The following is a 25,631-nucleotide window of genomic DNA, read 5'->3' as shown; positions in this document are numbered from 1 at the left end:
GGCAGCTGTTTAATGTGCCGCACGTTTGAGCACCTTCCAGGCCTTCGTATTTTCGACGGGATCTGTAAACCCTTCCAGCAGGGCGATCCCGCCGAAATCCAGAAACTCCTTCACAATCGCTTCCGTACCCGCGAGGTCTGAAACCCGGAAATATGCAATCCCGGAATCTTCGCAGGTACGCCGTGCAGAGAACGCATGCCGCGTCTCAAAGAAAGTTTCGAGCTCCGGCAAACTTCCCGGGCCGTCGATCATCCGGAATATGTTCCCACCCGCATTGTTCAACACAACGATTTTCAGGTTCTGCGGCAAGTTGTCGATCAGCAGGCCATTCCGGTCGTAGAGAAACGCAACATCGCCCACTATCAGCAAGGTCGGTTGACCATTCAGTCTGGCCGCTCCAATGGCCGTACTCACACATCCATCGATCCCGCTCGTCCCTCTATTCGCAAACACGCCCGACCATTCATTTTCCGTCGCTAAAACATTGGCGTACCGCACAGACATACTGTTGGCTATATGTATCTGATATTCTATTCTTATATACTTAAACATCGTGTCTAACAAAGTTAAGTCATTGAACATTGATAGATTTTCAAGTGTTTCGTGCTTTTTTTGACGCGCTTTTCGCTCATTTTGAACCCAAAAACTGTAATATGAGGTGTCGTGCCCCAAGTCAGTATTCTCGACAAAAGACTGATAATCAAGTTTTTCGAACAAATTCTCAAAAAATGCGGTCGCTTTCCCGGGAATGTCCCTCGTTACCGACTGAAATGGATCCGCCAGGAATGCATCCTCGCTGATGTTCCAGTGGTATCTCGGCGGATTTTTCCGAATAAACTGCTTGAACTCCTTCGAAAGAAACGACATTCCGAACGTGATCAGCAAATCGGGCCGGAGATTTTCGGCGCCGTCAGCTCCCAGGAACAAATCGTGGTGGCGTATGATTTCTTTTCCGGATAGGTTGGCAATGCAGTCGCCGAGCACCGGGATTTGCCATTCTTCGGTAATCCGGTCCAGCACCGCATTCAACGCAGCATCAGGCTTGCCCTGGCCGCCTGCTATCAGGATTTTGGGAGCACTCTCCCATTCGTCGAGCAGCTCTTCCCAGACCGCCTGCGGCCACACCACTTCGTTTTCCTGCCTTTGGATAACCCTGACCTCACCGGAAGCGTTGAAAACCTCATCGGCAGCCGGATAGAATGGCTCGCGGATCGGCACATTGATATGCACTGGCCCATTCGGAGCCATTGACGCCAGGTTAATGGCCTCGTTCGTAACCCGGTTTATCGCCCATTTTACGTCGGAATGCTGATAATCAGGCGAAACTTCGAAAGAACGCTTCACATGCTGGCCGAAAATGCCTGTCTGGTAGATCGTCTGACCGTCATATTGGTGCTGCCACTCTTTCGGCCGGTCGGCGGTGAGTATCAGCAGCGGAATTTGCTGAAAAAATGCCTCAGAAACGGCCGGAGCGAAGTTATAGGCCGCGCTGCCCGAGGTACATATTAAAACCACCGGAGAATCGATTTGCTGGGCCATTCCGAGGGCGATGAAGCCCGCTGAGCGCTCGTCCATACACACATGCGCCCGAAAGCCCCCGTGACGCGCGAATGCGAGCGTGAGCGCGGCGCTGCGCGAGCCTGGTGAAATAACCACATGCCGGATGCCCTGCCGGTAGCAGATCTCGGCCATGTCGATCAAAGGTTGTAAAATAGCCATGAAAAAACGCCTGGTCTGAAAATGAAAATAGCCTCCCGAAAGAGGCTATTAAAGTAATTAGAAGGTTTGCATTGAAATATGCATTAACCCAAATAGGTTTTCAAAGCTTTGCTTCTGGAAACGTGGCGCAATCTGCGGATCGCTTTTTCCTTGATCTGGCGCACGCGCTCACGGGTGAGGTTAAACTTCTCCCCGATCTCTTCCAAAGTCATCGCATGCTCGCCATTCAGGCCGAAATACAGGGCGATTACGTCTGCTTCACGTTGTGTAAGCGTGCACAATGCACGTTGTACCTCTTTGCGGAGCGATTCATTTACCAGTCCTGAATCCGGTTTGTCTTCCAGGTCGTTTTCCAGAACGTCCAAAAGGCTGTTTTCCTCCCCTTGTACGAATGGCGCGTCCATGGACACGTGGCGACCGGAGATCTTCATGGTATCCACTACTTCGGAAGAAGATATTTCCAGTACTTCGGCCAACTCCTCAGGTGATGGTTCGCGTTCGAAACGCTGTTCCAGCTCAGAGAAAGTTTTTGAAATTTTATTCAGTGAACCTACACGGTTGAGGGGTAAACGTACGATACGTGACTGCTCAGCCAAAGCTTGCAGGATCGACTGACGAATCCACCAAACCGCATATGAAATGAATTTAAAACCCCTTGTTTCGTCAAAACGCTGTGCTGCCTTGATCAGACCGAGGTTTCCCTCGTTGATCAGGTCACCCAACGACAAGCCTTGATTTTGATATTGCTTTGCAACGGACACCACGAAACGGAGGTTCGCTTTGGTCAAACGTTCCAAAGCCAACTGATCCCCATCCCTGATTTTCTGAGCTAACGTCACCTCCTCATCCGGCGTTAGCAAATCCACCTTACCGATCTCCTGCAAATATTTATCTAATGACTGACTTTCACGGTTGGTAATTTGCTTACTGATCTTTAGCTGTCTCATCTATGTCTTTATTAAGTATGTTATATAACGACGTTTTTACCGTTCCTACCTGTTAGAACACTCAATTAATCTTTTTTGTTCTCAGGCTTTGGTAACAATACTTTGCGTGAAAGGCGGTATTTGCCGGTTTTCTTGTCGATTTCGACGAGCTTCACCTGCACCTCTTCTCCTACTTCCAGAACGCCGTCCATTTTTTCGAGGCGTTCCCACTTGATCTCGGAAATGTGCAACAAACCGTCTTTGCCTGGGAGGAATTCTACGAACGCTCCGAAAGGCATGATCGACTTAACTTTACCGGTATAGATTTCACCGATTTCAGGGACCAGAATGATGCCTTTAACCCGTGCAACTGCCTTATCCATGGAAGACTTATCGGCAGAGAATATACTTACGAAGCCTGCGCCATCTTTCTCTTCGATAGAGATCGTTGCGCCGGATTCTTTTTGAATGTCCTGAACCACTTTTCCGCCTGGTCCGATCACCGCACCGATCATCTCACGATCGATTTTGATCACGATCGCACGTGGTGTATGAGGTTTCAGGTCAGGACGGCTCTCGGTGATGGTTTTGTTCATTTCGCCGAGGATGTGCAGGCGGCCCGCTTTGGCTTGCATCAATGCTTCTGTCAACACTTCGAATGAAAGACCGTTCACTTTCATGTCCATCTGGCAGGCAGTGATACCTTCCGATGTTCCGGTTACTTTGAAGTCCATATCACCCAGGTGATCTTCGTCGCCGAGGATATCGGAAAGCACCGCGTATTTGCCGGTCGCCTCGTCGGAGATAAGGCCCATGGCGATACCCGATACAGGCGCTTTGATTTTCAGACCTGAGTCCATCAATGCAAGCGATCCTGCACAAACCGTCGCCATGGACGACGAACCGTTGGATTCGAGGATATCGGAAACGATACGGATCGTATATGGATTGTCTGCCTCAGGAGGAAGCACTTTTTTCAATGCGCGCAATGCAAGGTTACCGTGACCTACTTCACGACGGCCTGGACCACGGTTAGGTTTCACTTCGCCGGTTGAGAAGCCTGGGAAGTTATAATGCAAAAGGAATTTGCTGTAACCATATTTCAATGGGGTATCGACGATCTGCTCGTCCTGCTTGGTACCAAGCGTTACAGTGGTCAGAGATTGTGTTTCACCACGTGTAAACAATGCGGAGCCATGTGCATTCGGCAAATAATCCACTTCCGAAGCAATAGGTCTTACCTGATCAAGCTTACGGCCGTCGAGGCGGATCCTTTCGTCCAATACGAGGCGACGTGAAGCTTCCCAAACGAGGTCGTTGAAATAACGTTTCGCAAGGCCTTCATTGAACTCTGCCGCTTCTTCTTCGGTGATCGTAGTTTTGAATTCTTCCCAAACCGCTTTGAAACCGTCTTTTCTTACGTTTTTGTTGGTAGAACCCTGCTGCGCAACAGCATATATCTTAGGATAAGCAAATGCGCGAACGCGTGCTTCGAGCGCTTCGTCCGCAGGATCGCCTACGTATTCTCTTTTTTCTGTTTTGCCAACGGCCGCTTCGAATTCTTTCAAAGCAAGGCATTGGGTTTTGATAGCTTCGTGTGCGATTTTCAATGCTTCGATCACTTCCTCTTCGGAAACTTCGCTCATTTCACCTTCCACCATCGCGATGTCGTTATACGTCGCTCCTACCATCAGGTCGAGGGTTGCGTTCGCCAATGCAGTCGTTCCCGGGTTGATCACATATTCGCCGTCGATTTTCGCAACGCGAACTTCTGAAACCGGACCACCGAAAGGAATATCCGACGCCGCCAATGCAGCAGATGCCGCCAATGCAGCCAATGCGTCAGGCATTGCTTCTGCGTCGGCAGAGATCAAAAGAATGTTTACCTGTACTTCTGCGTGGTAATCGTCCGGGAACAATGGGCGCAATACACGGTCAACCAGGCGGCTTGTCAATACTTCGTGGTCGGACAATTTGCCCTCGCGGCGCTGGAAGCTTCCGGGGATACGTCCCGCAGAAGCGAATTTTTCCTGATAGTCGACAGACAATGGAAGGAAGTCGAGTCCTTCTTTAATATCCTTGTTAGCAACCACTGTCGCCAACAACATGGTGTTACCCAGTCTGACAACCACCGATCCGTCGGCTTGCTTCGCTAATTTTCCTGTTTCAATTGTGATTTCCCTGCCGTCCGGTAAGGTTATAGTCTTGGTAACTATATTAAAGAGCATAGAATATTTGATTTTTGTAGCTGTGAAACGCCATCCTGACGTCCCGGTAAGTTCTTGTTTTTTCCGCAAAAAATCAGGGAACTTTCACATATGTCAAGTTCCCTGATTTTGAAATTACTTACGTATGTTCAATTCGGCGATGATCGCACGGTAGCGATTGATGTCTTTTTTGTAAAGATAATCCAACAATCTTCTGCGCTTTCCTACCATTTTGAGGAGGCCCAGACGTGTATCATTATCTTTCTTGTGCGTTTTGAGGTGCTCGTTCAGATAATTGATACGGTACGTAAATAAAGCAATTTGTGATTCAGCAGAGCCGGTGTCACCGCTCTCCTTTTTAAAACCTTTCGATTCGAAGATCTCGCTCTTCTTTTCCGCGGTTAAATACATGATTGTAACAACAGATTAAAGTGATATGTAGTAATTACGGCACCTTGCCGCAAATAAGGTTGCAAAAGTAGGCTTTTTTAACCGCTTTTTAAAATAATTTAAATTAAATATCAGTGATAAGCTCCCTTTTGCCAAATCTACTTGCCCATTTGGACTTAATTCTTTTGAAGAACATCTGGTAAACGTCCTTATCGAACAGCCGCGAGTCGCTTCGGGCACGGTCGATGAAGTACATACCGGCCGCAAAAAGTGTGGTATTGGCCATCCATGCCCCTATCGGTACGGCTACTAACCCCTCCTTCACCCATTTATCCCCTTGGTTAGTCAATACGTACAATAGGATAAAAAACAGTATCGAAACCAGCACAGGTACCCCGAATCCGCCTTTCTTGATAATAGCCCCCAGCGGCGCACCGATCAGGAACATGATCAGGCAGGAAATTGCATTGGTGAACTTATGATGCCTTTCCAGTTCATATTTGCTCGCATCCTTCAATTTTGCCTGCAGGTAATCCTGCTGCGACTTGATGTAGCTCAGCATGCTGTTCGAGGCCGCTTTGGTATTCATCAGGATATCCTTTTTCAAACTGTCGGAAACAGGCTTCCCCAGCAGCGAGTCGATCCATTTCCCTGGCTTGATCGTCTTATCTGTGCCTTCGCGGTAATTGTAAGAATAATACTGCTGACTACCCGCTACGAGGTTCTTTTTGGTCTCCTCGTAGGAGGTACGCAATGAATCCGCCGTGGAGGTCAGGTCACTGATGTTCTTCATAAACTCGTGGTATTTGAACTGCCCCTCATCCGTACGCTTCATACCAAACGACGCAAGACTTTCTGTAAGGCGATAATGTCTGAACGATTGGCGGTTGAAATTGGAATAAGGCGTTTGCGTACCGGCAGGCGACGAAATGTATACAGGCCGTGAACTCCCGGATCCGTATTCGTCGGTATACCGTGTACCGTTGTACAATTCAATTACCAGGTAACGGTTCTCATTAATGGCATACATCCTTCCCGAATCGGCCAGGATAATCTCCGTATTACCCAGCTCATACGACCGGCTGTTGTGCTTGTAAATCACCATGCCGATCATCTTGCCGTTTTCGTGCTTTTCATCGACTTTGATGCTATACCCCGGCAAATCATTGTAGAAAATGCCTTCTTTGATCTTCAAAGTGGCCTTCGTTGTCTTAATATCATACAGCAGGCTATACCCTTTCAAGTTAGCCCAGGGCGAAACACGGTCGTTGAAAAAGAAGGAGAAAACGCTGATCCCGATCGCGACGATGAACATCGGCAACATGGCCCGTACAACAGAAATACCGGCACTTTTAATGGCCGTGAGCTCAAAAAATTCGCCCAGGTTCCCGAATGCCATCAGCGAGGACAGCAGCATGGCCAGCGGCAATGCCGTAGGCACTGTAATGAGGCTAAAAAAGAAGAATAGCTGTGCATAGTCTGTGACGTTCAGGTCCTTGGACACGAAGTCATCTATATAAAAGATCATGATCCGCATCAGGAAGACGAACACCACGACCGACATTGTAATCACAAATGGTCCCCAAAAGGACGTTAAAATAAGCTTGTCCAGCTTTTTCATCAACTACCTACTATTTCTCTTAAATTATCAATAAAACCCTCCCACAAAGAAGTCAGCTCATCACGGTCCTTATTGGACGAGTAGTCGATTATCCGCAAAAAGGTTGTCTGGGTTAACTCGCTTACTTCTAATTTTAGTTCCAGATGGTTATTGTCCAGATTATCTTCACTGGTATCCTCAAAATCGAAACGCACTGCTTTATTAATTCTCAGTCCTGTCTGCCGGGCAATGTGGCTGTCGCCGTCCCATTGGAAATCGAACCGGTGGTCGGGCAGCACAGTGACCTTCTCGGCAAACCATTGTTGGAGGCCCGAGGGCGTGGAAATATATGGAAAGAGAACTTTTGGGGAGGATCGCAATTCAAATTCTGTAACAAATTTATATTTTTCCATATGTGCTGAAATTAAAGGAGCCGCCTCGTTAGCGATCGCCTTATGTGCTGATTTAAAAGTTGTAATATAACATAAATCGACAATAAAAGCGTGCAAATTTAAATTTGTTGTTTTAAAAATATGCGAAATTTACGTTAAAAATGGGCAAATGGGTTGCATTGTAATATTCTTTAACATACTTTTGCACCACAATACGACGGCGGGGTAGCTCAGATGGTTAGAGCGTAGGATTCATAACCCTAAGGTCGGCAGTTCGATCCTGCTCCCCGCTACATTGTTGAAGACATCCTTCCGGATGTCTTTTTTCATTTCCGCACATTTTGCGCATTCTGCGAGAATTAAAATCGACGCGTTTGGGTTTACAGTAATTGGTAACACCACCGAATCACCTCAGAACTGTATGAAATTATTGATCCAATACCTGAGCAGGTACAAGGCCCTTATATTCCTGGCCCTGCTGATGGCCGCCATCAACCAAACTTTCTCCCTTCTTAACCCCTACATCCTCGGTAACTACCTCATTGACCCATACGCCAACAAGGCGGTAGAATTTCGTAACAAAGGGCTTGATAACGAGTTCTTCAAGGGCGTACTCATGGGCCTGCTGATGATCATCGGTGTAGCGATGGTATCCCGCATTGCCAAGGCGTTTCAGGATTACCTGGTGAATGTCGTGATCCAGAAATTCGGCGCTGCACTCTATACGGACGGGCTGCGGCATGCATTAAGGCTCCCTTTCCAGGATTTTGAGGACCAGCGCTCCGGCGAAACTCTTTCAGTGCTTCTGAAGGTCCGTGCCGATTGCGAGAAATTCATTCTGAACTTCGTTAACGTACTATTTTTCACGTCAGTAGGTATTGTTTTCGTAGTGGTAGTCGCATTCAGGCTCAGCCCCTGGCTCCCGCTGATCTACCTCATCGGTTCGGTGATACTGGCATTTCTGACGAGCGTGCTAAGCCGGAAGATCAAAACGATCCAGAAAAATATCGTGAAGGAAACGACCGCATTGGCCGGCTCCACGACCGAATCCCTGCGCAATATCGAGCTGGTGAAAAGCCTCGGACTCACCCAACAGGAAATCGGCCGGTTGAATACAACCACTTACAAAATCCTGAAACTGGAACTGAAAAAGGTAAAAAGTATCCGTTCGGTAAGTTTCATTCAGGGCACGTTCGTTAACTTTCTACAACAATGCGTGATGTTCGCGCTGCTGTTTTTCGTGTTCCGGGATAAAATTACCGTGGGACAAATGATGATGATGCAGTTCTACTCCTTCTTCATTTTCGGGCCGTTGCAGGAATTGGGCAATGTAATCCTCTCCTACCGCGAAGCCGAGGCGTCGCTCAACAACTTGCAAACGTTGCTGGCCCGCCCGGTAGAACACAAACCGGCTAATCCTGAGAGCATTAACGACATTAAAGATTTGCAGTTCGATCACGTGAAATTCCAGCACCAGTCGGCGAAACGGCCCGCTTTGGAGGACATTTCATTCGGCGTGAAGCGCGGTGAAACCATCGCATTCGTTGGACCATCGGGTTCCGGCAAAACCACTTTGGTGAAGCTGCTTGTGGGCTTGTACCAACCCATTGAAGGAAACGTGCTGTATAATGGTGTGAATGGAAAAGAAATCGATTTTGACGAAATCAGGCACAAAATTGGCTTTGTGACGCAGGATACGCAGCTTTTCTCGGGTACGATCAAGGAAAACCTGCTTTTCGTGAACCCGGAAGCGACGGACGAGATGATCAACGATGTGCTCATGAAGGCCGCTTGCTACAACTTGCTAGCCCGTGCGGAGAACGGCATCGACACCGTGATCGGCGAGGGCGGCTTGAAATTATCAGGCGGCGAACGCCAGCGCCTTTCGATCGCCCGTGCGCTCCTGCGTAACCCGCACCTGATCATTTTCGACGAAGCCACTTCTGCCCTGGATTCGCTCACCGAAGAAGAGATATCAAACACGATCCGCGACATCACCGACCAACGCCAGCATATCACCGTGATGATCGCACACAGGCTCTCGACGATCATGTACGCCGACCGCATTTACGTGCTCGAAAAAGGCCGCATCGTCGAAACCGGCAGCCACCACGCACTACTGGAAGAAAAAGGCCTCTACTACGCAATGTGGCGCCAGCAAATCGGCGAACGCAAAGACGAGACGGTACTTTCGGCGTGATAATGCGAAGCTCCTGCTTCGCACACACCATTTGAAGGCCTCCGGCCGGTCAGCACCCCGATAACGTCTCACGGTTCCGATCGGCCTAATTTTGAATGATTGAATAAATAGTCATGTTTTGTCAGATGTTGTCAAGTATTGCTTTAATTATTTTATCGAACAACTCCTGACCACTAATGACCTCCTGACTAATTTCATTCAATCATTCACTCATTCATCTACGCAAGAATCGGGTTTCAACAGGCTTTTCGGCAAGGTAATTTTGGTTTAAAAAATCAAAATACCCCTTGCAATGATCAACATCGAAAACCTTGACTGGCCTTCCATTCGCGAAAACCTTCACCGGCGCGGCTACGTGCAACTTACCAACGTCCTGGATGCCGGCGAATGCGACCAACTGATTGAGCAATACGATAATCCGACGCATTACCGCAAGACGATCGTCATGGAACGCTACCGGTTTGGGCTGGGTGAATACAAATACCTTTCCTATCCATTACCGGCAATTATCCAACGGCTACGCGAAAGCATATTTCCCAAACTGGTACCGGTGGCTAATCAATGGATGGAAGTCTTAAAAATGGGGAGTCCCTACCCCGCTGGTTTTGAAGATTTTCAGGACCTCTGTCGCGCCCAAGGACAAACCAAGCCGACCGTGCTGATTCTGAAATACGGCAAGGGAGGCCACAATACGCTGCATCAGGACCTTTACGGCGAATTATTCTTCCCCATACAAATGGTACTGTTCCTCAACGAGCCGGGCGAGGATTATACCGGCGGCGAGTTCGTGATGACCGAGCAAATTCCCCGCGCACAATCCAAAGCCATCGTTTTGAAACCACGAAAGGGCGATGCATTGCTTTTCACAACGAATTTCAGGCCTGTGAAAGGAAGCAAAGGCTATTACCGCGTTAATATGAAACACGGCGTGAGTGAAGTGCATAACGGGCAACGTTACACGCTGGGCATCATTTTCCACGATGCATTGAACTGAGCAAAGCGTGTGAATGCGCTATTTAACAATAACATTTTCAGCCAATCGCCCATTTGTAAATGATTCAGCACAGCGAAATAGGCCCGGAAAGCTTTGCGACAAGCCGGAAATTGAAAACGATGATTATCAGCCGGCAGATAACCTTTGCCGGCAATCGTAACCTGAAAATATACGGGTTATTATCCTGCGGTTCGGGAAAGCGGATGAAGCGCAGCAATCGGGTATTCTTCGCGGACGAGCGCGACGCGCTCACGCACGGGTACCGCCCGTGCGGGCATTGCATGCGCGAGGCTTATTGGAAATGGAAATCAGGCTAATGGTTTCACGGCAAGGCTGCGCCATAAATAGAAGGTAACGTACGTTTCCCAACCTGCATAGTCCCGGAAAAAGGCCTCTATTTTGTCCTTTTCACTACGTTCAGCAATGATACCGTGTCCTACGAGCGCATTCAGCAATCCCACATCGCCGTGCGGAATGCCTTCCGGCGCCCGAAACGACTTCATCAGCACATAATTCGCTGTCCAGACGCCAATACCCTTGTGCGCCACCAAAACCTTTTGCCGTGATTCAAAATCAGGCAGAGCCTCGATTAGCGAACGGCTGAGCGTACCCTCCACAAATGCACGGGCCGCGCCGATCACATACTCCGCTTTTTTCTGCGAAAACTGCATTTCACGCAGCACTCCCACCTCCGCATTAGCCAAAACTTCGGGCTCGGGAAAAATATGAAAAACCTGATTGTTCCATTCCATGTGCCGGCCATAGTACTCCACCATCCGCCGTTTCATTTTGTAAGCGAAAGTGAGGTTGATCTGCTGACCGATAATGGACCAGCAAAGCGCTTCAAACATGTCCGCAATCCCCATCAGCCGCAAGCCGGAGAAATCTTCCGTCATATAAGCCAGGCGACTGTCCTGCTTTAAATGCGTGTAAAACGGGGTGATATCACGGTCCATATCGAACCATTCGCGGACATAAGCGGTAACAAAATCACGGCATTCCGGATTTGAAACTCCTTCCAGCAGATCTATTTGCATAAAACAGTCACGTTCGCTTACCCGGAAAAGCACATCACCGTAGGGCGTCGCAATTGCTTTGAAAACTGTGGTGTCTGTCACCAAATGCAGGCAGTCATCATAATTGCGATTGAGAAACCACAGGCATTCCTGAAAGCTGAAAAGCGGGGCGATTGGAATTAAAATAGTTTGTTGATGCATGTCAAGCTTCATTTTGAATAGAATCGCGTAGCGATGTAATATTTGATAGAATCAAAGACGTACCACAACGCTACAATCCCGTCAGGGATGAATGATCGAATAAGGTTCTATTCAATCATTCAATGTACGATCTTGAAAACCAGTTCCCGTAGCAGCTCGCCTTCGGGAATATTGGTACCATCAAGTCCTTTCAAACGCCCGTCGCATTCGCGCAGGTAATGGATAATATTGGCCACTTTACCCATTGGGTAATTTCGCGCAGCCAGCAGATAATCTTTTACAAAATAGGGATTTACACCCAGCTCGGCGGCCAGGCCTTTTTCCGACTTGTCGCGTGCGGCGTGCGTGAGGAGCAGTTTGGAGAAAAAACCGAAAAGAATGATCAGCACCGGCGCCAGCGGATTATCCTTCGAATTGGAGGCAAAAAAAGCAGCTATCTGGTTCGCTTTCAGCACATCGCGGTGCATTAATGCCTTTTGAAATTCAAATACATTATATTCCTTACTGATCCCGACAAACTTCTCGACCGCCGCCGCATCGATACCCTCGTCCACGCGCAGGTTCACCATGATCTTCCGAATCTCGTTCGAAAGCCGTTTCAGATCGTTACCGATGTTATCTACAAGCATCTGAACCGCTTTCGGGCTGATTTTCACGCCCTCGTGCTGGCAGAATGCCCCTACCCAGTCGGGCAGCTTGTTGTCGTACATTTTTTTAGATTGCACCACCACTCCATTGGCATTGCAGGCTTTCAGGTAGGATTTCCGCTCGTCGGCATTGGCGTGGTAACAGAATACCAGCACCGTACTCGGCACGGGGTTCAATGCATAGTCTTCGAGGCGCTGCTGCTGTTCCTTCTGCTCAATGCCGTTCAGCCGATGCGCTTCTTTCACCAACACCAGCTGGCGCTCGGCCATGAATGGAAAGCGGCGCGCATAGCTCAGCACACCCGCCACATCGGTGTCTTTCCCGTAAAGCACGAACTGATTAAAACCCCGCTCAGACTCCGGAACTACCTTGTTTTCAAGTTCTTCGGCAATCGAATCGATGTAGTAAGGTTCATCTCCGTGCAGAAAATACAACGGACGAAACTTCTTGCTTCTGAGCTCTTTAAGGATAATATCGGGTGTTTGTGCCATGGATTTGCAGATTGGGACCTGAATAGCGTCCGGACGTCAAATTTACCGTTCCGCGTCGATTTATGCCGCGTTTTCAGCGATAAATTGACCAGCCTGCCGACGTAATTCCGGAAAGAAGGATAGGAATTTGGTGTAATAAAACGCTTCATTCGCCCGCAAATCGCTCACAGCCGCGGAGATAGGCACCAGAAATTCCGCGCGGCGTGATAGCCTCTTAAATGTAGTATCGATCCCGTCGAGCGTCGCATAAGTATTCAGCCAGTCCTGACGGATCATGGAGCGCACCATGGGCACCATCGTTTCCGGGATCAGGTGCTGGTTCCTTTCGATAACCGAGTACATCCGGTGGGCGTATATAAAAAGGGGTTCCTTATGGTAATGCTCGAAGTTTTTAGCCAGGAAGTAATCGAAGTAAATGTCCATTACAATGCCCGCCAATTTTCCCTGGGTAACAGCTGCTACATCTTTGGCTTCTGAAACTTCGGGATGGGTATCCGTAAACGAATCGATAAAACGGTGCAGTTTCAATCCGACCACATAGTCGGGGTTCCAGGTAGCGGTTTTTTCTTTGCTCAAACGCCCTTTTATGAAATCCCCGACATAATTGCCCATCATCACTCCCTCGTTCTCTCCCGACAGCAAAATATGCGCTAAAAAATTCATCTAAATGACATTTTGACAAAATTCCCGTACGTTTGTTCCCATACTCTTCCGGGGAACAATTCTTTTACAACAACCATTATTTTAATCAAACTAGCAAATGAAAGTCGAAAAAAATAGCGTTGTAGCGCTTACATATAGCCTCAGCATTCCGGACTCGGAAGGCGAAACGGATGTGGTGGAAGTGGTCACCGAAAACGACCCGATGTACTTTATCCACGGTATCAGCGGTTTGCCGGAAGGTTTCGAAAATCAAATCGAAGGCCTGTCGGCCGGCGATACTTTTGAATTTACCGTAGCTCCTGAAGAAGGTTATGGCGAATATGATGAAGAAGCGGTTGTAGACCTGCCTAAATCGGTATTCCAGAACAGCGAGGTGGACGAGAACGAACTGCTGCAAGTGGGCAACATCATTCCGATGACCAACGAAGAAGGCGAAAGACTTCACGGCCAGATCGTCGAGATCCACGACGACGTGGTGATCATGAATTTCAACCACCCGCTCGCGGGCAAAGAAATGCATTTTGCTGGCAAAATCCTGAGCGTCCGCGCGGCTACGCCTGAGGAGCTCGACCACGGGCATGTGCACGGGACCGGCGGGGTGCATCACCACTAATAATTTTGAATGATTGAATGACTGAATGACCGAATAACGTCTATTCAATCATTCAATCATTCAGTTATTCCCTTATACTGCTCCACCTCCACGCCGAATCTCCTCAGAAACTCCACGCCCTCTTCTACGGCAATGCCTTTATAGGCGGCATAGGAATGCAGAAAAATCACTTTTTTGATCTTCATCGTGTAAATCACCCGCGCGCAGGCAATGCAGGGTGCTAGCGTTACGAAAAGCGTTGATCCTTCGATATTTGAGCCGTTTTTTACAGCAAAAAGAATGGCGTTCTGCTCGGCGTGCAAGGCCAGAGAACAGCTGCCCTTCGCGTCGCGAGGACACCCTACTCCTGGAAATTCCTCATCGCAGTTGTGCGTACCCGCGGGGGGACCGTTATAACCGATAGAAATAATCCGTGTGTCCTTCGTTAGCACTGCACCGACCTGCGCTTTTATACAATGTGAACGCTTGGCAAGATTTTTTGCCAGGTCCATGTAAATGTCATCAAATTCCGGCCGCAAATTCGTTGTAGGTATTGTCATTCTCTTTTCAATCCAAATTTCAGGGTACAAACTTAGGGAAATGGCGGCTGGATTCAACGTAGTTTGAGAAGTATGACCCGAAGCATTGCCCTTCTTTTTTTAATGACCATGTTCCTTAGCCCGCTTTTCGCGCAGCAGGACAGGTCGGTTGTTACCCTTTCCAAAGATCCCGCCGGCCTTTTCAAGTCTTATAAATTCTTCATTCAGAACGTCGAAGACCAACGCCCGCAACCGGGTGCGTCACTGGGTAAGGTAATCGCACTGGGCAAGGAAATTCCGGCTGTACTGCCCGGAAAGGCTGAAAATGAGCTGTTCAGCTACTGGTCATACCTGGCGCCGAAGAAAGAGCAATCCTATTTACCGCTTTATATTACCATTAAAGAGCTGTCCGTGAATGAAAAGCGCATAGGCCCCAACCGGGTCACGGGGGAGGTTCGCCTGAATGTGCGGTTCCGATGGTACCGCGACATGCAACCTGTGGAGCTTACAGGTTATCAAACGGCAGCCAACTATACGCGGCCAGAAACAGCATTCACCCACGACAAACTGATCAAACAACTCGTAGATCAGGCATTAGGCCATTTTCAGAAGTGGATGGCCGCGAATGCGGGCAAAACACCGGCATTGGCTCGAAACCTGGTGCTCACATTTAAGGAAATTAACAATACCGCTTCGGAAGATACTGTCTTCTATTCGCCAAAACGGCCGCTGATCTGGGACGATTTCAAGGTGAGAAGCGCCAAACCCGGCAGCCGGTATGCGGCAGCGGTGTTTACGAGTTTCGGTTACGAAGGCCGCTCCTATCCGAAAGACGATGATCTGGTGGTGGAAATCGGGTTGAAAATATTTATGGTCAAAAGCATGTCGTGGGGTCGGCCCGAGTCGCGTAATGCGGGCACACTGCGTCATGAGCAGATCCATTTCGATATCACGAGGCTGGTGGTCGAAAAGTTTAAAGAACGCCTCAAAAAGGCTGAATTGACCATTGAAGACTACGACAGCGAGATCCAGTACCAGTTTCTCGAAGCATTCCGGGAAATGAACCGGGACCAGGAACGGTATGACGGCGAAACCGGCCACGGCCTGAATGACGGCATGCAAGCCGTCTGGGACAAAAAAATCGCACAACAGATTGAGGCGCTCTACTCCGTGCAATAGCATTTACGGCGCAGTAATGCGGATAATCTGCTGAATTTCGTGGCTTACCGCGTAATTTTTTACATTGAAATCAAATGCACGGGTATCCGCTGTAAAAGCCTTATCGCTCAAAAGATAAAGTCTGTTTCCCGATTTAAAGCTCAGTACCCGATGCTTCGGAACCTGAAAAACGACCGGACCAGTATTCCAATATACACTCAAACTACCTGCTATTGAAAAAGTTGCAAAAATAGTTACACCCACAACCGAAACCTTTAACCAACGCAGCGAACGTCCATGCCAGGCATACCAGATTGCGAAGAGAATCGAATACAGCAAAACAACCTCCAACTTGTTCAAATGCAGGTTTTCCAGCAAATGCCCCGGCAACACGCGCGGAATCGAGGCCGACCAGTCGGTAAGCTGAGCTGAGAAAGTTACTACATGCCCTACCAGCCAGCCCAGCCACGAAATTCCTGTAAGACTGATCAGCAGCAGCACCAGCGCGGCAGGCAGCAGAATATTCGTAAACACGACGACAAGCGGGTTTACAAGCCAGAAATAGGTCGGGAATTGATGAAAATAGAAAATACCGAGTGGAAATGTGGCGATCTGTGCCGCGAATGCCAGTGCAGTAACCTGCCAGATAAATTTTAAAACCCGGTTAGCAGGTTTCAAAATGCCGTAAATAGGCTCGAAAAAGAGAAAAATACCCGCCATGGCCAGATACGACAGCTGAAATCCGACGTCGTACAACGCGCACGGATCGAGCAGCAGGATAATCAACGCCGAAAACGCCAGTGTATTCATCGGGTTATGCGTTCTTTCGGAAACTTCGGCAATCACCAGCACCAGGCACATGAGCGCGGCACGCTGCACCGACGGTGGTAAGCCCGTCACCAGTGCATAAAAACCCAACAATGCAGCCATCAGAAACAGATAAAGCCATTTCCCAAACCGCCAACGTTTCACCCAGCCCAAAGCCATGCCGATCGCCAGAAAAATAATCGCCACGTGCATTCCGGAAACGGAAAGAATATGTACGGCGCCTGAAATCACGTAATCACCCACTTGTTCCGCTCCCAGGTCGTCGCGCCGCCCCAACAACATGGCCTTCACGAGCCCGTACGCGCTCTCATCGACCACGTACGCACGGAATTGATCATCCGCCCATGCCGATACGGCCTCGGGCCAATAAGCAGGGCTATTCCGCGAACTGGCGGAAATCCGTTTGTACGAACGATCATTTACAAATGCGGTGAAAAGAATGCCCCTGTTGCGCAAATATTGCGCATAATCAAACTGTCCGGGGTTTACCGGCGAAGCGGGGCGCTCCAGCCGTCCCCTCACGAGCAGCAAGTCGCCGGGCTGCGGAATGTCAGAAAGGCTATCCGGCAGATAAATCAACGCTTTCGCAGGGTAATTGATCCAATGATTTCCCAGCCCGAATTGTTTGGTATGAACTTCAAAACGAATGGAATTACTGCGTTTCTCGGGTATGGTGGTTACTTCGGCAGTATAAGTGTTGTATTCCAATGCATCAACCGAAGCAATTTGAGCATCCCTTTCCGCTTCGGCCCTTATTTTAAGTCCGGCTCCGAGCAGCAACATCCATGCTGCCAATCCGACTGCAAAACCGGTCGATCGGCCAAACCGGTACAGCAAAATACATCCAATCGTTACCAATACCAGCGCTGTTGAAACAAAAACAACCGGCGATATGCCGGTTGTACGCAATGCGTCGCCCGCCAATATGCCGGTTGCTAGGAATATTACTACGCTGACAAACGGAGCGCGTGATAGCATGGATGTTTATCGTACAACAAAACGTTTCGTAATGGTCTTATTAGCAGTCGTTACCTTAAAATAGTACAAACCGCTAGGAAAGTTTTTAACGTTGAGATAAGTACGGTTGACGGCGTCTTCCGTCACTTTTTGGCCCTTTTGGTTGTAAACGGACACGGTATAATTCTCGAAATTCGGCGTAAATATGTTGGTAGTGAGCGTTTCCCTAACCGGATTCGGATAAATCTCTACCAACAGCTCGTTGGTCGAAATCTTCGAATACTCTACCATCTTCGCGCGTCTCGGGCTGAGGGCCATTACCGCGTGCATCCGCTCCTTCTGGTCGTTGGTAAAAATGCTCATACAAACGTCGGGCGAGTAATCCATGTAATTTTCGATCATGTTACGCGTCACGAGTGTACCGCGGCATTGCGAATACACCGGCGAGCATGAAACATCCGTGGTTTCATTTTTGGTGTTGGCCGTAGGCGTATCATCGCAGTAATCGGTGCCGCAAGTGGCATCGCCCCAGATGTGGATCAGCCCCAGCCAGTGCCCTACCTCGTGCGTGGTAGTCCGGCCCAGGTTGTATATCCGGCTTGTGATTGCATCGGAATTGCGTCCGAAATAGCGGAAATCAATGATAACACCGTCGGTCAACGCATCGGTTTCTGTGTTTTCAGAAGTAGCAAGACCTGCCGTGCGGCTATTGATTTCCGTTACAACCGGAAACTGCGAAGTTCCCAGGTAGCGGTCGTTCAGCCGTGTTACCCAGATATTCAGGTAACGATTGGTAAACCAGGCAGGCGAAATGTTCGCCAGATCATCCGCATCGGTGATCGGGCTGAACTGCGACGTGGTATTATAGGTGCGCACCACCGACACCAGCCTGAAACGGATGCCCGTATCAACACCCAATGAATCGGTATAGAAGCCTTTGTAGCCGGATGTGTTGCCATAATCTTCGTTCAGCACGTCGATCTGGCTCTGTATCTGGGCATCGGAGATATTCCCGTTCCCAGCGCCCCCGATCACGTTGTCGGCCCGGTTGTGAACGACATGCACCACGACCGGAATCGTGATCACCTCGCTGGCGCTCGTACGTGCGCCAGCAGCGGAGCGTATGTAGTTTTGGATCGCCTGTTCCGATTGGATCCGCAGGTTTCTCAGGGCAGGATTTTGCAACAGCCGTACTGAGTCGCGTTCTGTGCTGGCACAGCGCGTAACGAGGGAATCCTGCGCCTTTCCGAGCGCAGAAACCAGCAACAGGCCGGCCAGCAACAGGCTACTTTTCCGATTTTTCATAAGCAGCAAGAATGTCCTTCACCAAACGGTGGCGTACGACGTCAGAACCGTCCAGTTCTACGAAACTGATCCCCTTAATCCCCTTCAAAACCGTCAGAGAGTCGATCAGACCCGATTTAAGGTTTTTCGGAAGGTCAATCTGCGACTTGTCACCGGTAATGATCGCCTTGGAGCTCGGGCCCATCCGGGTCAGGAACATCTTCATCTGCATCGGCGTGGTGTTCTGTGCCTCGTCGAGCAGGATGAATGCGTTGTTCAGTGTACGACCGCGCATGTAAGCAAGCGGCGCGATTTCGATTACCCGGCTTTCGAGGTACAATTTCAGCTTTTCCGGCGCAATCATATCATCGAGCGCGTCGTAGATCGGGCGCAGGTAAGGATCGATCTTCTCTTTCAAATCACCCGGCAAAAAACCCAGGTTTTCACCCGCTTCTACCGCCGGGCGCGTGATGATGATCTTGCGTACTTCCTTGTTTTTCAATGCCCGCACCGCAATGGCAACCGCGGTATAGGTTTTCCCGGTACCGGCCGGACCAATCGCGAATACGAGGTCGTATTTGCCGGCCTGCTCCACCAGCAGCTTCTGGTTGGGCGTTTTGGCTTTCACGACAAGCCCCTTGTTACCATAGAGGATCACGTCATCGTCGTCCTCGCCCGTAGCAACAGGCATTTTAGCGATGCCGTTCAGGTAGCCTTTGACGTTGTCGTTGGTTATCTTTCCATACTTCTGGTAATGCGCCAGAAGCGAGTCAATTACATCTGTGATTCGGATAATTTCGGGGGCAGTCCCCTGGATGCGGATCTCGTTTCCGCGTGAAATGATTTTACTTTCGGGGAAAGCAGCGGCAACTTCCTTGATATTCGAATTGTGAATGCCCAGAAAATCGACCATGGATACGTCTTCGAGTGTGATGATTTTTTCCAGCAAATGAGTCAGTGTTTAATGTTTCTCTATCGTTTGTAAAATTTAGTAATAATAACCAACATTTGTAAAACATAATCGTCGAAAAAACAATTAACCACCCAAATCCCGGGCGAAAAAATTAGCGTTTCCCGACCAAGTCTTTCATTATCAGACACGCACAAAAAAGTCGTGTGGCAGAAAAAAAATTATTGCGCCAAACTCCCCGCCACCGCTTTCGTTGAAGGCCTCCAATGATTAACTTTGTCTTAATATGGAAAACGAAAAGGCATCTAATAGCTACCCCAGGAGCGGCTCCAAAACCGGTAACGGCACCAAGCGGGCTTTTGCTCCGAGAACGCCATCCAACGATCAGAATTTCAGCAAATTACCACCCCAGGCCATCGACCTGGAAGAGGCGGTTTTGGGCGCTCTGATGATCGAAAAGGATGCTCTCACGGCGGTGGCGGATATCCTCCGCCCGGATAGTTTTTATAAGGAGTCGCACGTGCGCATTTACAGCGCGATCGTCACGCTCTTCGCCGACTCCGAGCCCATTGATATGCTCACGGTTACGGCCAAATTGCGCAGCACCGGAGAGCTGGAACTGGTCGGCGGGGCGTCGTACATTATGGAGCTGACGAGCAAAGTCAACTCCGCGGCCAACATCGAATTCCACGCCCGCATTATCTCGCAGGCTTATATCAAACGGGAGCTCATCAAAGTATCTTCCGAGATTCAGCGCGAGGCTTACGAAGATACAACCGACGTGTTCCGGTTGCTGGACAAAACGGAACAATCGCTTTTCGCGATTTCAGAGTCCAATATCAAGAAAAATTACGCCGACATGGGTGCGCTCATGCGCCAGGCGCTGGCCGAACTCGACCAGAAAAAGAATAATAAGGACGGTCTTACGGGTGTGCCATCCGGTTTCAGCGCGCTCGACAGGCTGACTTCCGGCTGGCAAAAGACGGAATTGATGATCCTCGCGGCACGTCCCGGTATGGGTAAAACGGCATTCGTCGTTTCCTCGCTGCGGAATGCGGCTGTGGATTTCAATATTCCGGTGGCGATATTCTCTTTGGAGATGTCCTCCGTGCAGCTCGTCAATCGTTTGATATCCGCGGAGGCCGAGATCGATAGTGAGAAAATCCGTAAAGGAAGCCTCGCGCCGCACGAATGGGAGCAGCTGCACCACCGTATTCACCGGCTTACCAATGCACCCATTTACATTGACGATACCCCTGCCCTTTCAGTCCTCGAACTGCGTGCCAAATGTCGCCGTCTGAAAGCGCAGCATGACATTCAGATGATCGTAATCGACTACTTGCAGCTCATGACCGGCGATACAGGCGGTAAAAGCCCGGGTAACCGTGAACAGGAAATTGCGATGATCTCACGATCGTTGAAAAACCTGGCGAAAGAGCTCGACGTGCCGGTCATCGCGCTGTCGCAGCTGAGCCGGGCCGTTGAAACGCGTGGCGGTGAAAAACGCCCGCAACTCTCCGATTTGAGGGAATCCGGTTCCATCGAGCAGGATGCGGATATGGTAATATTCCTTTACCGTCCTGAATATTACGGTATTACGGAAGACGAAGCAGGTAACTCGGTAGCGGGTGTAGGCGAGGTAATCCTGGCTAAAAACCGGGCGGGTTCGCTGGATACGATCCAGCTTCGCTTTATTGGTAAATACACCAAATTTGCCGATCTCGATTCAGGCTTCACGCCTGCCCCATTCTCGATCGACCGCCCGATCCAGACCTCGAACCCGATATCCTCTTTCGAAAGCCAGGCCAAGCCTACCGCACCAGCCATGGGCGGAACGCTCCGCAGCCGGGCAAATGACCTGAGCAATTTCGATTACAAGGGGCCGGATTCGGAGCCACCATTTTAGTAAGCTTTAAGCTGTAAGCGGTAGGCTATAAGCTTAGAGCTCATTCCTTACAGCTTACTGCTTATAGCTTAAAGCCCACCTCTTACCGCCCCTTCTTCACCAAAAGCGCCACATTCTCCACATGGTGCGTATTCGGGAACATATCTACGGGTTGTACGCGTGTTACTTCATAATCTTCCGCCATTAACGCCAGATCGCGCGCCTGTGTGGCTGTGTTGCAGCTCACGTACACGACGCGGTCGGGAGCGGCTTTCAGGATCGTTTCGATTACCGGCACGTCCATTCCGGCACGTGGCGGGTCGGTAATGATCACGTCCGGGCGCCCGTGCGTATGCAGGAAGCTCTCGTTCATAATCGCGCGCATATCGCCTGCGAAGAATGAGGTGTTGGTAATGCCGTTCAATTGGGAGTTGATGCGGGCGTCCTGCACGGCTGCCTCCACATATTCCACCCCTACCACTTTCTTCGCGCTGCGGGCTACAAAATTGGCAATAGTGCCTGTACCCGTATAAAGGTCATAAACCGATTCACTACCCGTGAGCTGCGCATACTCCCGCGCCACGCTGAACAGCTTGTAAGCCTGCTCCGAGTTCGTCTGATAGAAGGATTTCGGTCCGACAAGAAACGTGAGGTCCTCCATCGTTTCGCGGATTACCTTTTCACCTGCGTAATGGATCACTTCCTGGTCCTGGTAAGAGTCATTCCCTTTCAGGTTCACGATATAGTTCAGCGAAGTGATTTCAGGATGGTTTTGATGGAGAAATTCCATCACTTCCGTGATAATCTCATCGTTTTGCTCCCCGAATTGCACAATCACCATCACGTCGCCAGAATTGGCTGTACGGATGATCACGTTACGCATGACGCCTACATTAAAACGTACGTCGTAATAAGGGTACCCTTTTTCCTCCGAAAACCGGTGCAGCGAGTTCCGGATCGCGTTCGACGGGTCCGGTTGCAGGTGGCAATGGTCTACGGTAAATATTTTATCGAAACGCTTCGGTACGTGAAAGCCCAGTGCGGTTTTGGCAAAAGGCTGTCCCGAATCGAGCTGCTCCTTGGTTAGCCAGCGCCAATTTGAGAAAGTGAATTCCAACTTATTGCGGTAGTATTCGGTCTTAGGGGCAGCGATAATCTCGTTAATCTCAACATTCCTGATCTTTCCTATCCTTTCAAAATGATCCACTACCTGCTGCCTTTTGAACCTGAGCTGATGCTCGTAGCTGATATGCTGCCACTTACAGCCCCCGCACACCCCGAAATGTTCGCAATAGGGTTCCGTACGTAAAGCCGATTGGGAATGGATTTTGGTGACGATGGCCTCCTTCAACTTTTTCTTGGTACGAACCACCTGAAGATCGACGATGTCACCGGGAGCCACATTACCTTCCACAAAGATTACGCCGTCTTCCGATTTAAATATACATTTGCCTTCTGCCGCAAAATCGGTAATTTCAACGTACTCGTACTTGTTACTCTTAGACATTATTTCCTGTTTTAATTACTAATCCCAATATCCTATCGGATCAATTTTACTGCCGCATCATTCTCATGAAAAAACGGTTCATCTTATTTATTCTGATGCTGTTTGCCATTTGCGACGCCAGCGCCACACACATCGTTGGCGGGCAGCTCTTCATCACGCAAACCCAGGATCCCCGGTACAACTACAACATGGGCCTCACGATGTACTTCGATGCCCTCAATGGTAATCCCGGCGCAGAAGACCCGTTCGTCACAATTTATGTGTTCAGAAAGCGCGACAATGTGCTCATAGGCTCTCTTGAAGCCCCAAAAATAGAACGAAAATCGGTCAACTACGCAAACCCGCTCTGCGGAATCTCCACACTCCAGACGTGGCAGATCACTTACAGCGCCGCTGTACGACTTTTGCCGACTGATTTTGACGACGCCCAGGGCTATTATATGGTGTGGGACCGATGCTGTCGCAACGGTACCATTACGAACATTCAGGCACCCGGTGATGCCGGCAGCCTTTTCTACCTCGAATTCCCGCCGCTCTTCAAGAATAATGCCAATTTCAAAAACTCTTCCCCTGTTTTCCCTGAAATCCAGGGCGATTATGCCTGCGTAAATTCGCCGTTTCTGTTCAATTTCGGGGGTACCGACGCCGATGGTGACAGCCTGGTGTATTCGCTGATCACGCCCATGCAGGGTTTTGCCGACAAATCCAACCCCAGCGCTCCCGCCCGCGGCTCATCCAACTACCCGCGCCTGACGTGGATCGACGGTATTTCGGTGAGTAACATGATCCCGGGCCCTGATCCGCTGAAAGTCAACAAATCGACGGGGATGTTGTCGGTAACGGCCGGTTCTGTGGGCTTGTATGTGTTTGCCGTCCAGGTCGAAGAATATCGTAACGGCGTGAAAATCGGAATGCTTACCCGTGATTTTCAGCTCAAAGTGGTCGACTGCCCTAAAATGGATCCGCCGAAACTGTTGTTCAAACCCAAAGGAAAGAACACTTACTATACCGAAAACGAGATCATCACGATCAAAAAAGGTGATCCGGAGTGCTTTGAAGTAATGGTTACCGACCCAACCGTGAACCAGGTCGTAGCCGTGGATGGCCATGCGGTGAACAATTCGAAGGACTATTTTACGCTGCTACCTGCCCAATTCACTACCAGGGTCCCGAACGACACCCTGAAATTCCAGGTTTGTCTCGAAGAATGCTTCGTCACCTACGATAACCGCCCGATCAAGATCCAGCTCATCGCGCAGGACGGCAGCTGCCCGTTCCCGCTGACCGACACGCTGAATATCTACATTCGCCGCGAGAGCAGCGGAAATAATGCGCCTACCGTCACGACCTCGCTCGCTAGCGACTACGTACACGTGACCGCGGGCGTACCCGTGACGTTCGATGTCTACGGAAAAGATCCCGACAAGGATAACCTGGCGCTTTCCGGCCGCGGTCAGGATTTCAATATGAATGACCTGGGGATGGATTTCAAGCCAGCCAGCGGCCAGGCCAGCGTGCAGCAGAAATTCACCTGGATACCTCCCTGCAACGCCAAAAAGGGAGATACCCTCGCTGTGGATTTCAAGGTGGAAGATATGCGCTGCGAAGGTAATCCGATGCCCGTCTCAAAACCGGTGTATTTCATCGTCGATGAATCACCCAACCGGGCCCCGTCCGTGAAAACATCCCTGCCCGTTCAGGAAATCACTTACCAGATCGGCAGTTCGCAGGGCATTACCTTCGATGTGCTGGCAAGCGACCCCGACACGAATATGATCGTTCTGACGGCCGCCGGGCGTGGATTTGACATGAAGGATGCCGGAATGATTTTCGAGGCCAAAACGGGCGTAAAATCGGTCACTTCTCCTTACGCCTGGAATCCTGAATGCTCGGTGCTCAACGGCCAGCCCGAACAGACCTTCATGGTCGATTTCGTTACCCAGGACAAAAGCTGTGCTGCGGCCACCGACACCACTACGGTGAAGGTTACTATCAAGGATAATGGCACTACCCCATTCCCCGAGTTCCCGAATGTCATCACCCCGAATGGCGACGGCAAGAACGACTGCCTCGTGTTCGAGGAATTGCCGGCCGACAATTGCGATGACTATTTCAAAGACATCACCGTATTCAACCGCTGGGGCAAGCAGGTCTATTATTCCAAAGTAAGACCGAACAACTGGTGCCCCGATAAGATCTCCGGCGGCTACTATTACTTCCTCATACAGTACACCAAACGCTCTTACAAAGGAGGACTCACAGTACTTAAATAATTATTAATCAAGCAAATAGCCCGTAACATCTAATATGAATGTTACGGGCTATTTGTTTTAAATGATATGTACTAACAATACAAACTATAAGGATTTTATGTATTAAAAGCTATATACTTTTAATATTATTTAATTATATGAAAAGGGCGATGTTAGTTTTATACTTTTAGTACATTTCATAATAACACAGCATATGTAACATTAGATATGTATAATACTTTCAGTATTGAAAGTTAATACCATACGTTCCC

Annotated in this window: 21 protein-coding genes and 1 tRNA gene; 8 read left to right on the top strand and 14 right to left on the bottom strand. The window is 49.4% G+C overall.

The window, feature by feature from the left end:
- Positions 1-9: 9 nt before the first annotated feature.
- The 6 genes from menD to J2Y43_RS15070 all read right to left on the bottom strand — a co-directional run bounded on the left by menD (position 10) and on the right by J2Y43_RS15070 (position 7,255).
- Positions 10-1,719, bottom strand: coding sequence for a 2-succinyl-5-enolpyruvyl-6-hydroxy-3-cyclohexene-1-carboxylic-acid synthase (gene menD / locus J2Y43_RS15095; RefSeq protein WP_309984007.1), 1,710 nt, complete (start codon positions 1,717-1,719; stop codon positions 10-12).
- An 83-nt stretch (positions 1,720-1,802) separates the two neighbouring features.
- Complete coding sequence (locus tag J2Y43_RS15090) at positions 1,803-2,666, bottom strand: RNA polymerase sigma factor RpoD/SigA (RefSeq protein ID WP_015810559.1); 864 nt, start codon at positions 2,664-2,666, stop codon at positions 1,803-1,805.
- A 65-nt stretch (positions 2,667-2,731) separates the two neighbouring features.
- A complete protein-coding gene (gene pnp, locus J2Y43_RS15085) occupies positions 2,732-4,873 on the bottom strand; it encodes a polyribonucleotide nucleotidyltransferase (RefSeq protein ID WP_309983994.1) in 2,142 nt (713 codons plus the stop codon).
- 114 nt (positions 4,874-4,987) lie between these two features.
- Positions 4,988-5,263: a 30S ribosomal protein S15 gene (gene rpsO, locus J2Y43_RS15080; RefSeq protein WP_031527901.1), complete on the bottom strand. Its 276-nt coding sequence runs from the start codon at positions 5,261-5,263 to the stop codon at positions 4,988-4,990.
- Positions 5,264-5,366: 103 nt separating this feature from the next.
- On the bottom strand, positions 5,367-6,863 hold the full coding sequence (locus J2Y43_RS15075) for an LptF/LptG family permease (protein WP_309983988.1): 1,497 nt from the start codon (positions 6,861-6,863) through the stop codon (positions 5,367-5,369).
- Positions 6,863-7,255 (bottom strand): START-like domain-containing protein, encoded by a 393-nt coding sequence (locus J2Y43_RS15070; protein WP_223409614.1) that lies wholly within the window; start codon positions 7,253-7,255, stop codon positions 6,863-6,865. Before J2Y43_RS15070 ends, J2Y43_RS15075 begins: the two co-directional genes overlap by 1 nt.
- A 198-nt stretch (positions 7,256-7,453) precedes the next feature.
- Here J2Y43_RS15070 and J2Y43_RS15065 point away from each other — a divergent pair.
- From J2Y43_RS15065 to J2Y43_RS15050, 4 genes are all read left to right on the top strand, one after another.
- Positions 7,454-7,527 (top strand) — tRNA-Met (locus J2Y43_RS15065).
- A 128-nt stretch (positions 7,528-7,655) separates the two neighbouring features.
- Positions 7,656-9,434, top strand: a complete 1,779-nt coding sequence (locus J2Y43_RS15060; RefSeq protein WP_309983985.1) for an ABC transporter ATP-binding protein — start codon at positions 7,656-7,658, stop codon at positions 9,432-9,434.
- Positions 9,435-9,726: 292 nt separating this feature from the next.
- Entirely contained in the window at positions 9,727-10,428 is a 702-nt protein-coding gene (locus tag J2Y43_RS15055) for a 2OG-Fe(II) oxygenase (RefSeq protein ID WP_309983983.1), read from the top strand.
- Between the two features lie 59 nt (positions 10,429-10,487).
- Positions 10,488-10,745: an Ada metal-binding domain-containing protein gene (locus J2Y43_RS15050; RefSeq protein WP_309983982.1), complete on the top strand. Its 258-nt coding sequence runs from the start codon at positions 10,488-10,490 to the stop codon at positions 10,743-10,745.
- Here the strand turns inward: J2Y43_RS15050 and J2Y43_RS15045 are convergent.
- The 3 genes from J2Y43_RS15045 to J2Y43_RS15035 all read right to left on the bottom strand — a co-directional run bounded on the left by J2Y43_RS15045 (position 10,737) and on the right by J2Y43_RS15035 (position 13,447).
- A complete protein-coding gene (locus J2Y43_RS15045; RefSeq protein WP_309983980.1) occupies positions 10,737-11,645 on the bottom strand; it encodes a DNA glycosylase in 909 nt (302 codons plus the stop codon). The two genes, J2Y43_RS15050 and J2Y43_RS15045, sit on opposite strands and share 9 nt — an antisense overlap.
- 119 nt (positions 11,646-11,764) lie before the next feature.
- Positions 11,765-12,784 carry a DNA polymerase III subunit delta gene (gene holA / locus J2Y43_RS15040; protein ID WP_309983978.1) on the bottom strand — a complete coding sequence of 340 codons (1,020 nt, stop codon included), beginning with the start codon at positions 12,782-12,784 and terminating at the stop codon, positions 11,765-11,767.
- 60 nt (positions 12,785-12,844) lie between these two features.
- Positions 12,845-13,447 carry an acyl carrier protein phosphodiesterase gene (locus J2Y43_RS15035; protein WP_309983976.1) on the bottom strand — a complete coding sequence of 201 codons (603 nt, stop codon included), beginning with the start codon at positions 13,445-13,447 and terminating at the stop codon, positions 12,845-12,847.
- A 97-nt stretch (positions 13,448-13,544) separates the two neighbouring features.
- On the opposite strand from J2Y43_RS15035, the gene J2Y43_RS15030 reads away from it, so the two are divergent.
- Positions 13,545-14,060 (top strand): FKBP-type peptidyl-prolyl cis-trans isomerase, encoded by a 516-nt coding sequence (locus tag J2Y43_RS15030; protein ID WP_309983974.1) that lies wholly within the window; start codon positions 13,545-13,547, stop codon positions 14,058-14,060.
- Positions 14,061-14,116: 56 nt separating this feature from the next.
- Here the strand turns inward: J2Y43_RS15030 and J2Y43_RS15025 are convergent, their stop codons facing one another.
- Positions 14,117-14,599 carry a dCMP deaminase family protein gene (locus tag J2Y43_RS15025; RefSeq protein WP_309983972.1) on the bottom strand — a complete coding sequence of 161 codons (483 nt, stop codon included), beginning with the start codon at positions 14,597-14,599 and terminating at the stop codon, positions 14,117-14,119.
- Positions 14,600-14,671: 72 nt separating this feature from the next.
- Between J2Y43_RS15025 and J2Y43_RS15020 the strand changes: the two genes are divergently transcribed.
- Positions 14,672-15,757 (top strand): hypothetical protein, encoded by a 1,086-nt coding sequence (locus tag J2Y43_RS15020; protein WP_309983969.1) that lies wholly within the window; start codon positions 14,672-14,674, stop codon positions 15,755-15,757.
- Between the two features lie 3 nt (positions 15,758-15,760).
- Here J2Y43_RS15020 and J2Y43_RS15015 read toward each other — a convergent pair whose 3' ends face one another.
- From J2Y43_RS15015 to J2Y43_RS15005, 3 genes are read right to left on the bottom strand one after another with little or no spacing between them, the layout of a single operon-like run.
- On the bottom strand, positions 15,761-17,542 hold the full coding sequence (locus J2Y43_RS15015; protein WP_309983967.1) for a ComEC/Rec2 family competence protein: 1,782 nt from the start codon (positions 17,540-17,542) through the stop codon (positions 15,761-15,763).
- 6 nt (positions 17,543-17,548) lie between these two features.
- Positions 17,549-18,826 (bottom strand): T9SS type A sorting domain-containing protein, encoded by a 1,278-nt coding sequence (locus tag J2Y43_RS15010; protein WP_309983966.1) that lies wholly within the window; start codon positions 18,824-18,826, stop codon positions 17,549-17,551.
- On the bottom strand, positions 18,807-19,754 hold the full coding sequence (locus tag J2Y43_RS15005) for a PhoH family protein (protein ID WP_106598177.1): 948 nt from the start codon (positions 19,752-19,754) through the stop codon (positions 18,807-18,809). Before J2Y43_RS15005 ends, J2Y43_RS15010 begins: the two co-directional genes overlap by 20 nt.
- Positions 19,755-20,001: 247 nt before the next feature.
- Here J2Y43_RS15005 and dnaB point away from each other — a divergent pair, with 247 nt between their 5' ends.
- Complete coding sequence (dnaB, locus tag J2Y43_RS15000) at positions 20,002-21,621, top strand: replicative DNA helicase (protein ID WP_309983963.1); 1,620 nt, start codon at positions 20,002-20,004, stop codon at positions 21,619-21,621.
- Between the two features lie 82 nt (positions 21,622-21,703).
- Here the strand turns inward: dnaB and rlmD are convergent, their stop codons facing one another.
- On the bottom strand, positions 21,704-23,107 hold the full coding sequence (rlmD, locus tag J2Y43_RS14995; RefSeq protein ID WP_309983961.1) for a 23S rRNA (uracil(1939)-C(5))-methyltransferase RlmD: 1,404 nt from the start codon (positions 23,105-23,107) through the stop codon (positions 21,704-21,706).
- 65 nt (positions 23,108-23,172) lie between these two features.
- Here rlmD and J2Y43_RS14990 point away from each other — a divergent pair, with 65 nt between their 5' ends.
- A complete protein-coding gene (locus J2Y43_RS14990; RefSeq protein WP_309983958.1) occupies positions 23,173-25,380 on the top strand; it encodes a gliding motility-associated C-terminal domain-containing protein in 2,208 nt (735 codons plus the stop codon).
- The last annotated feature ends 251 nt before the right edge of the window (positions 25,381-25,631 follow it).

The sequence above is a fragment of the Dyadobacter sp. BE31 genome (assembly GCF_031457695.1).
In the GTDB taxonomy this organism is placed as follows: Bacteria; Bacteroidota; Bacteroidia; order Cytophagales; family Spirosomataceae; genus Dyadobacter.
Note: the sequence above shows the minus strand (reverse complement) of the source record. Positions and strands in the feature narration are given on the sequence as shown.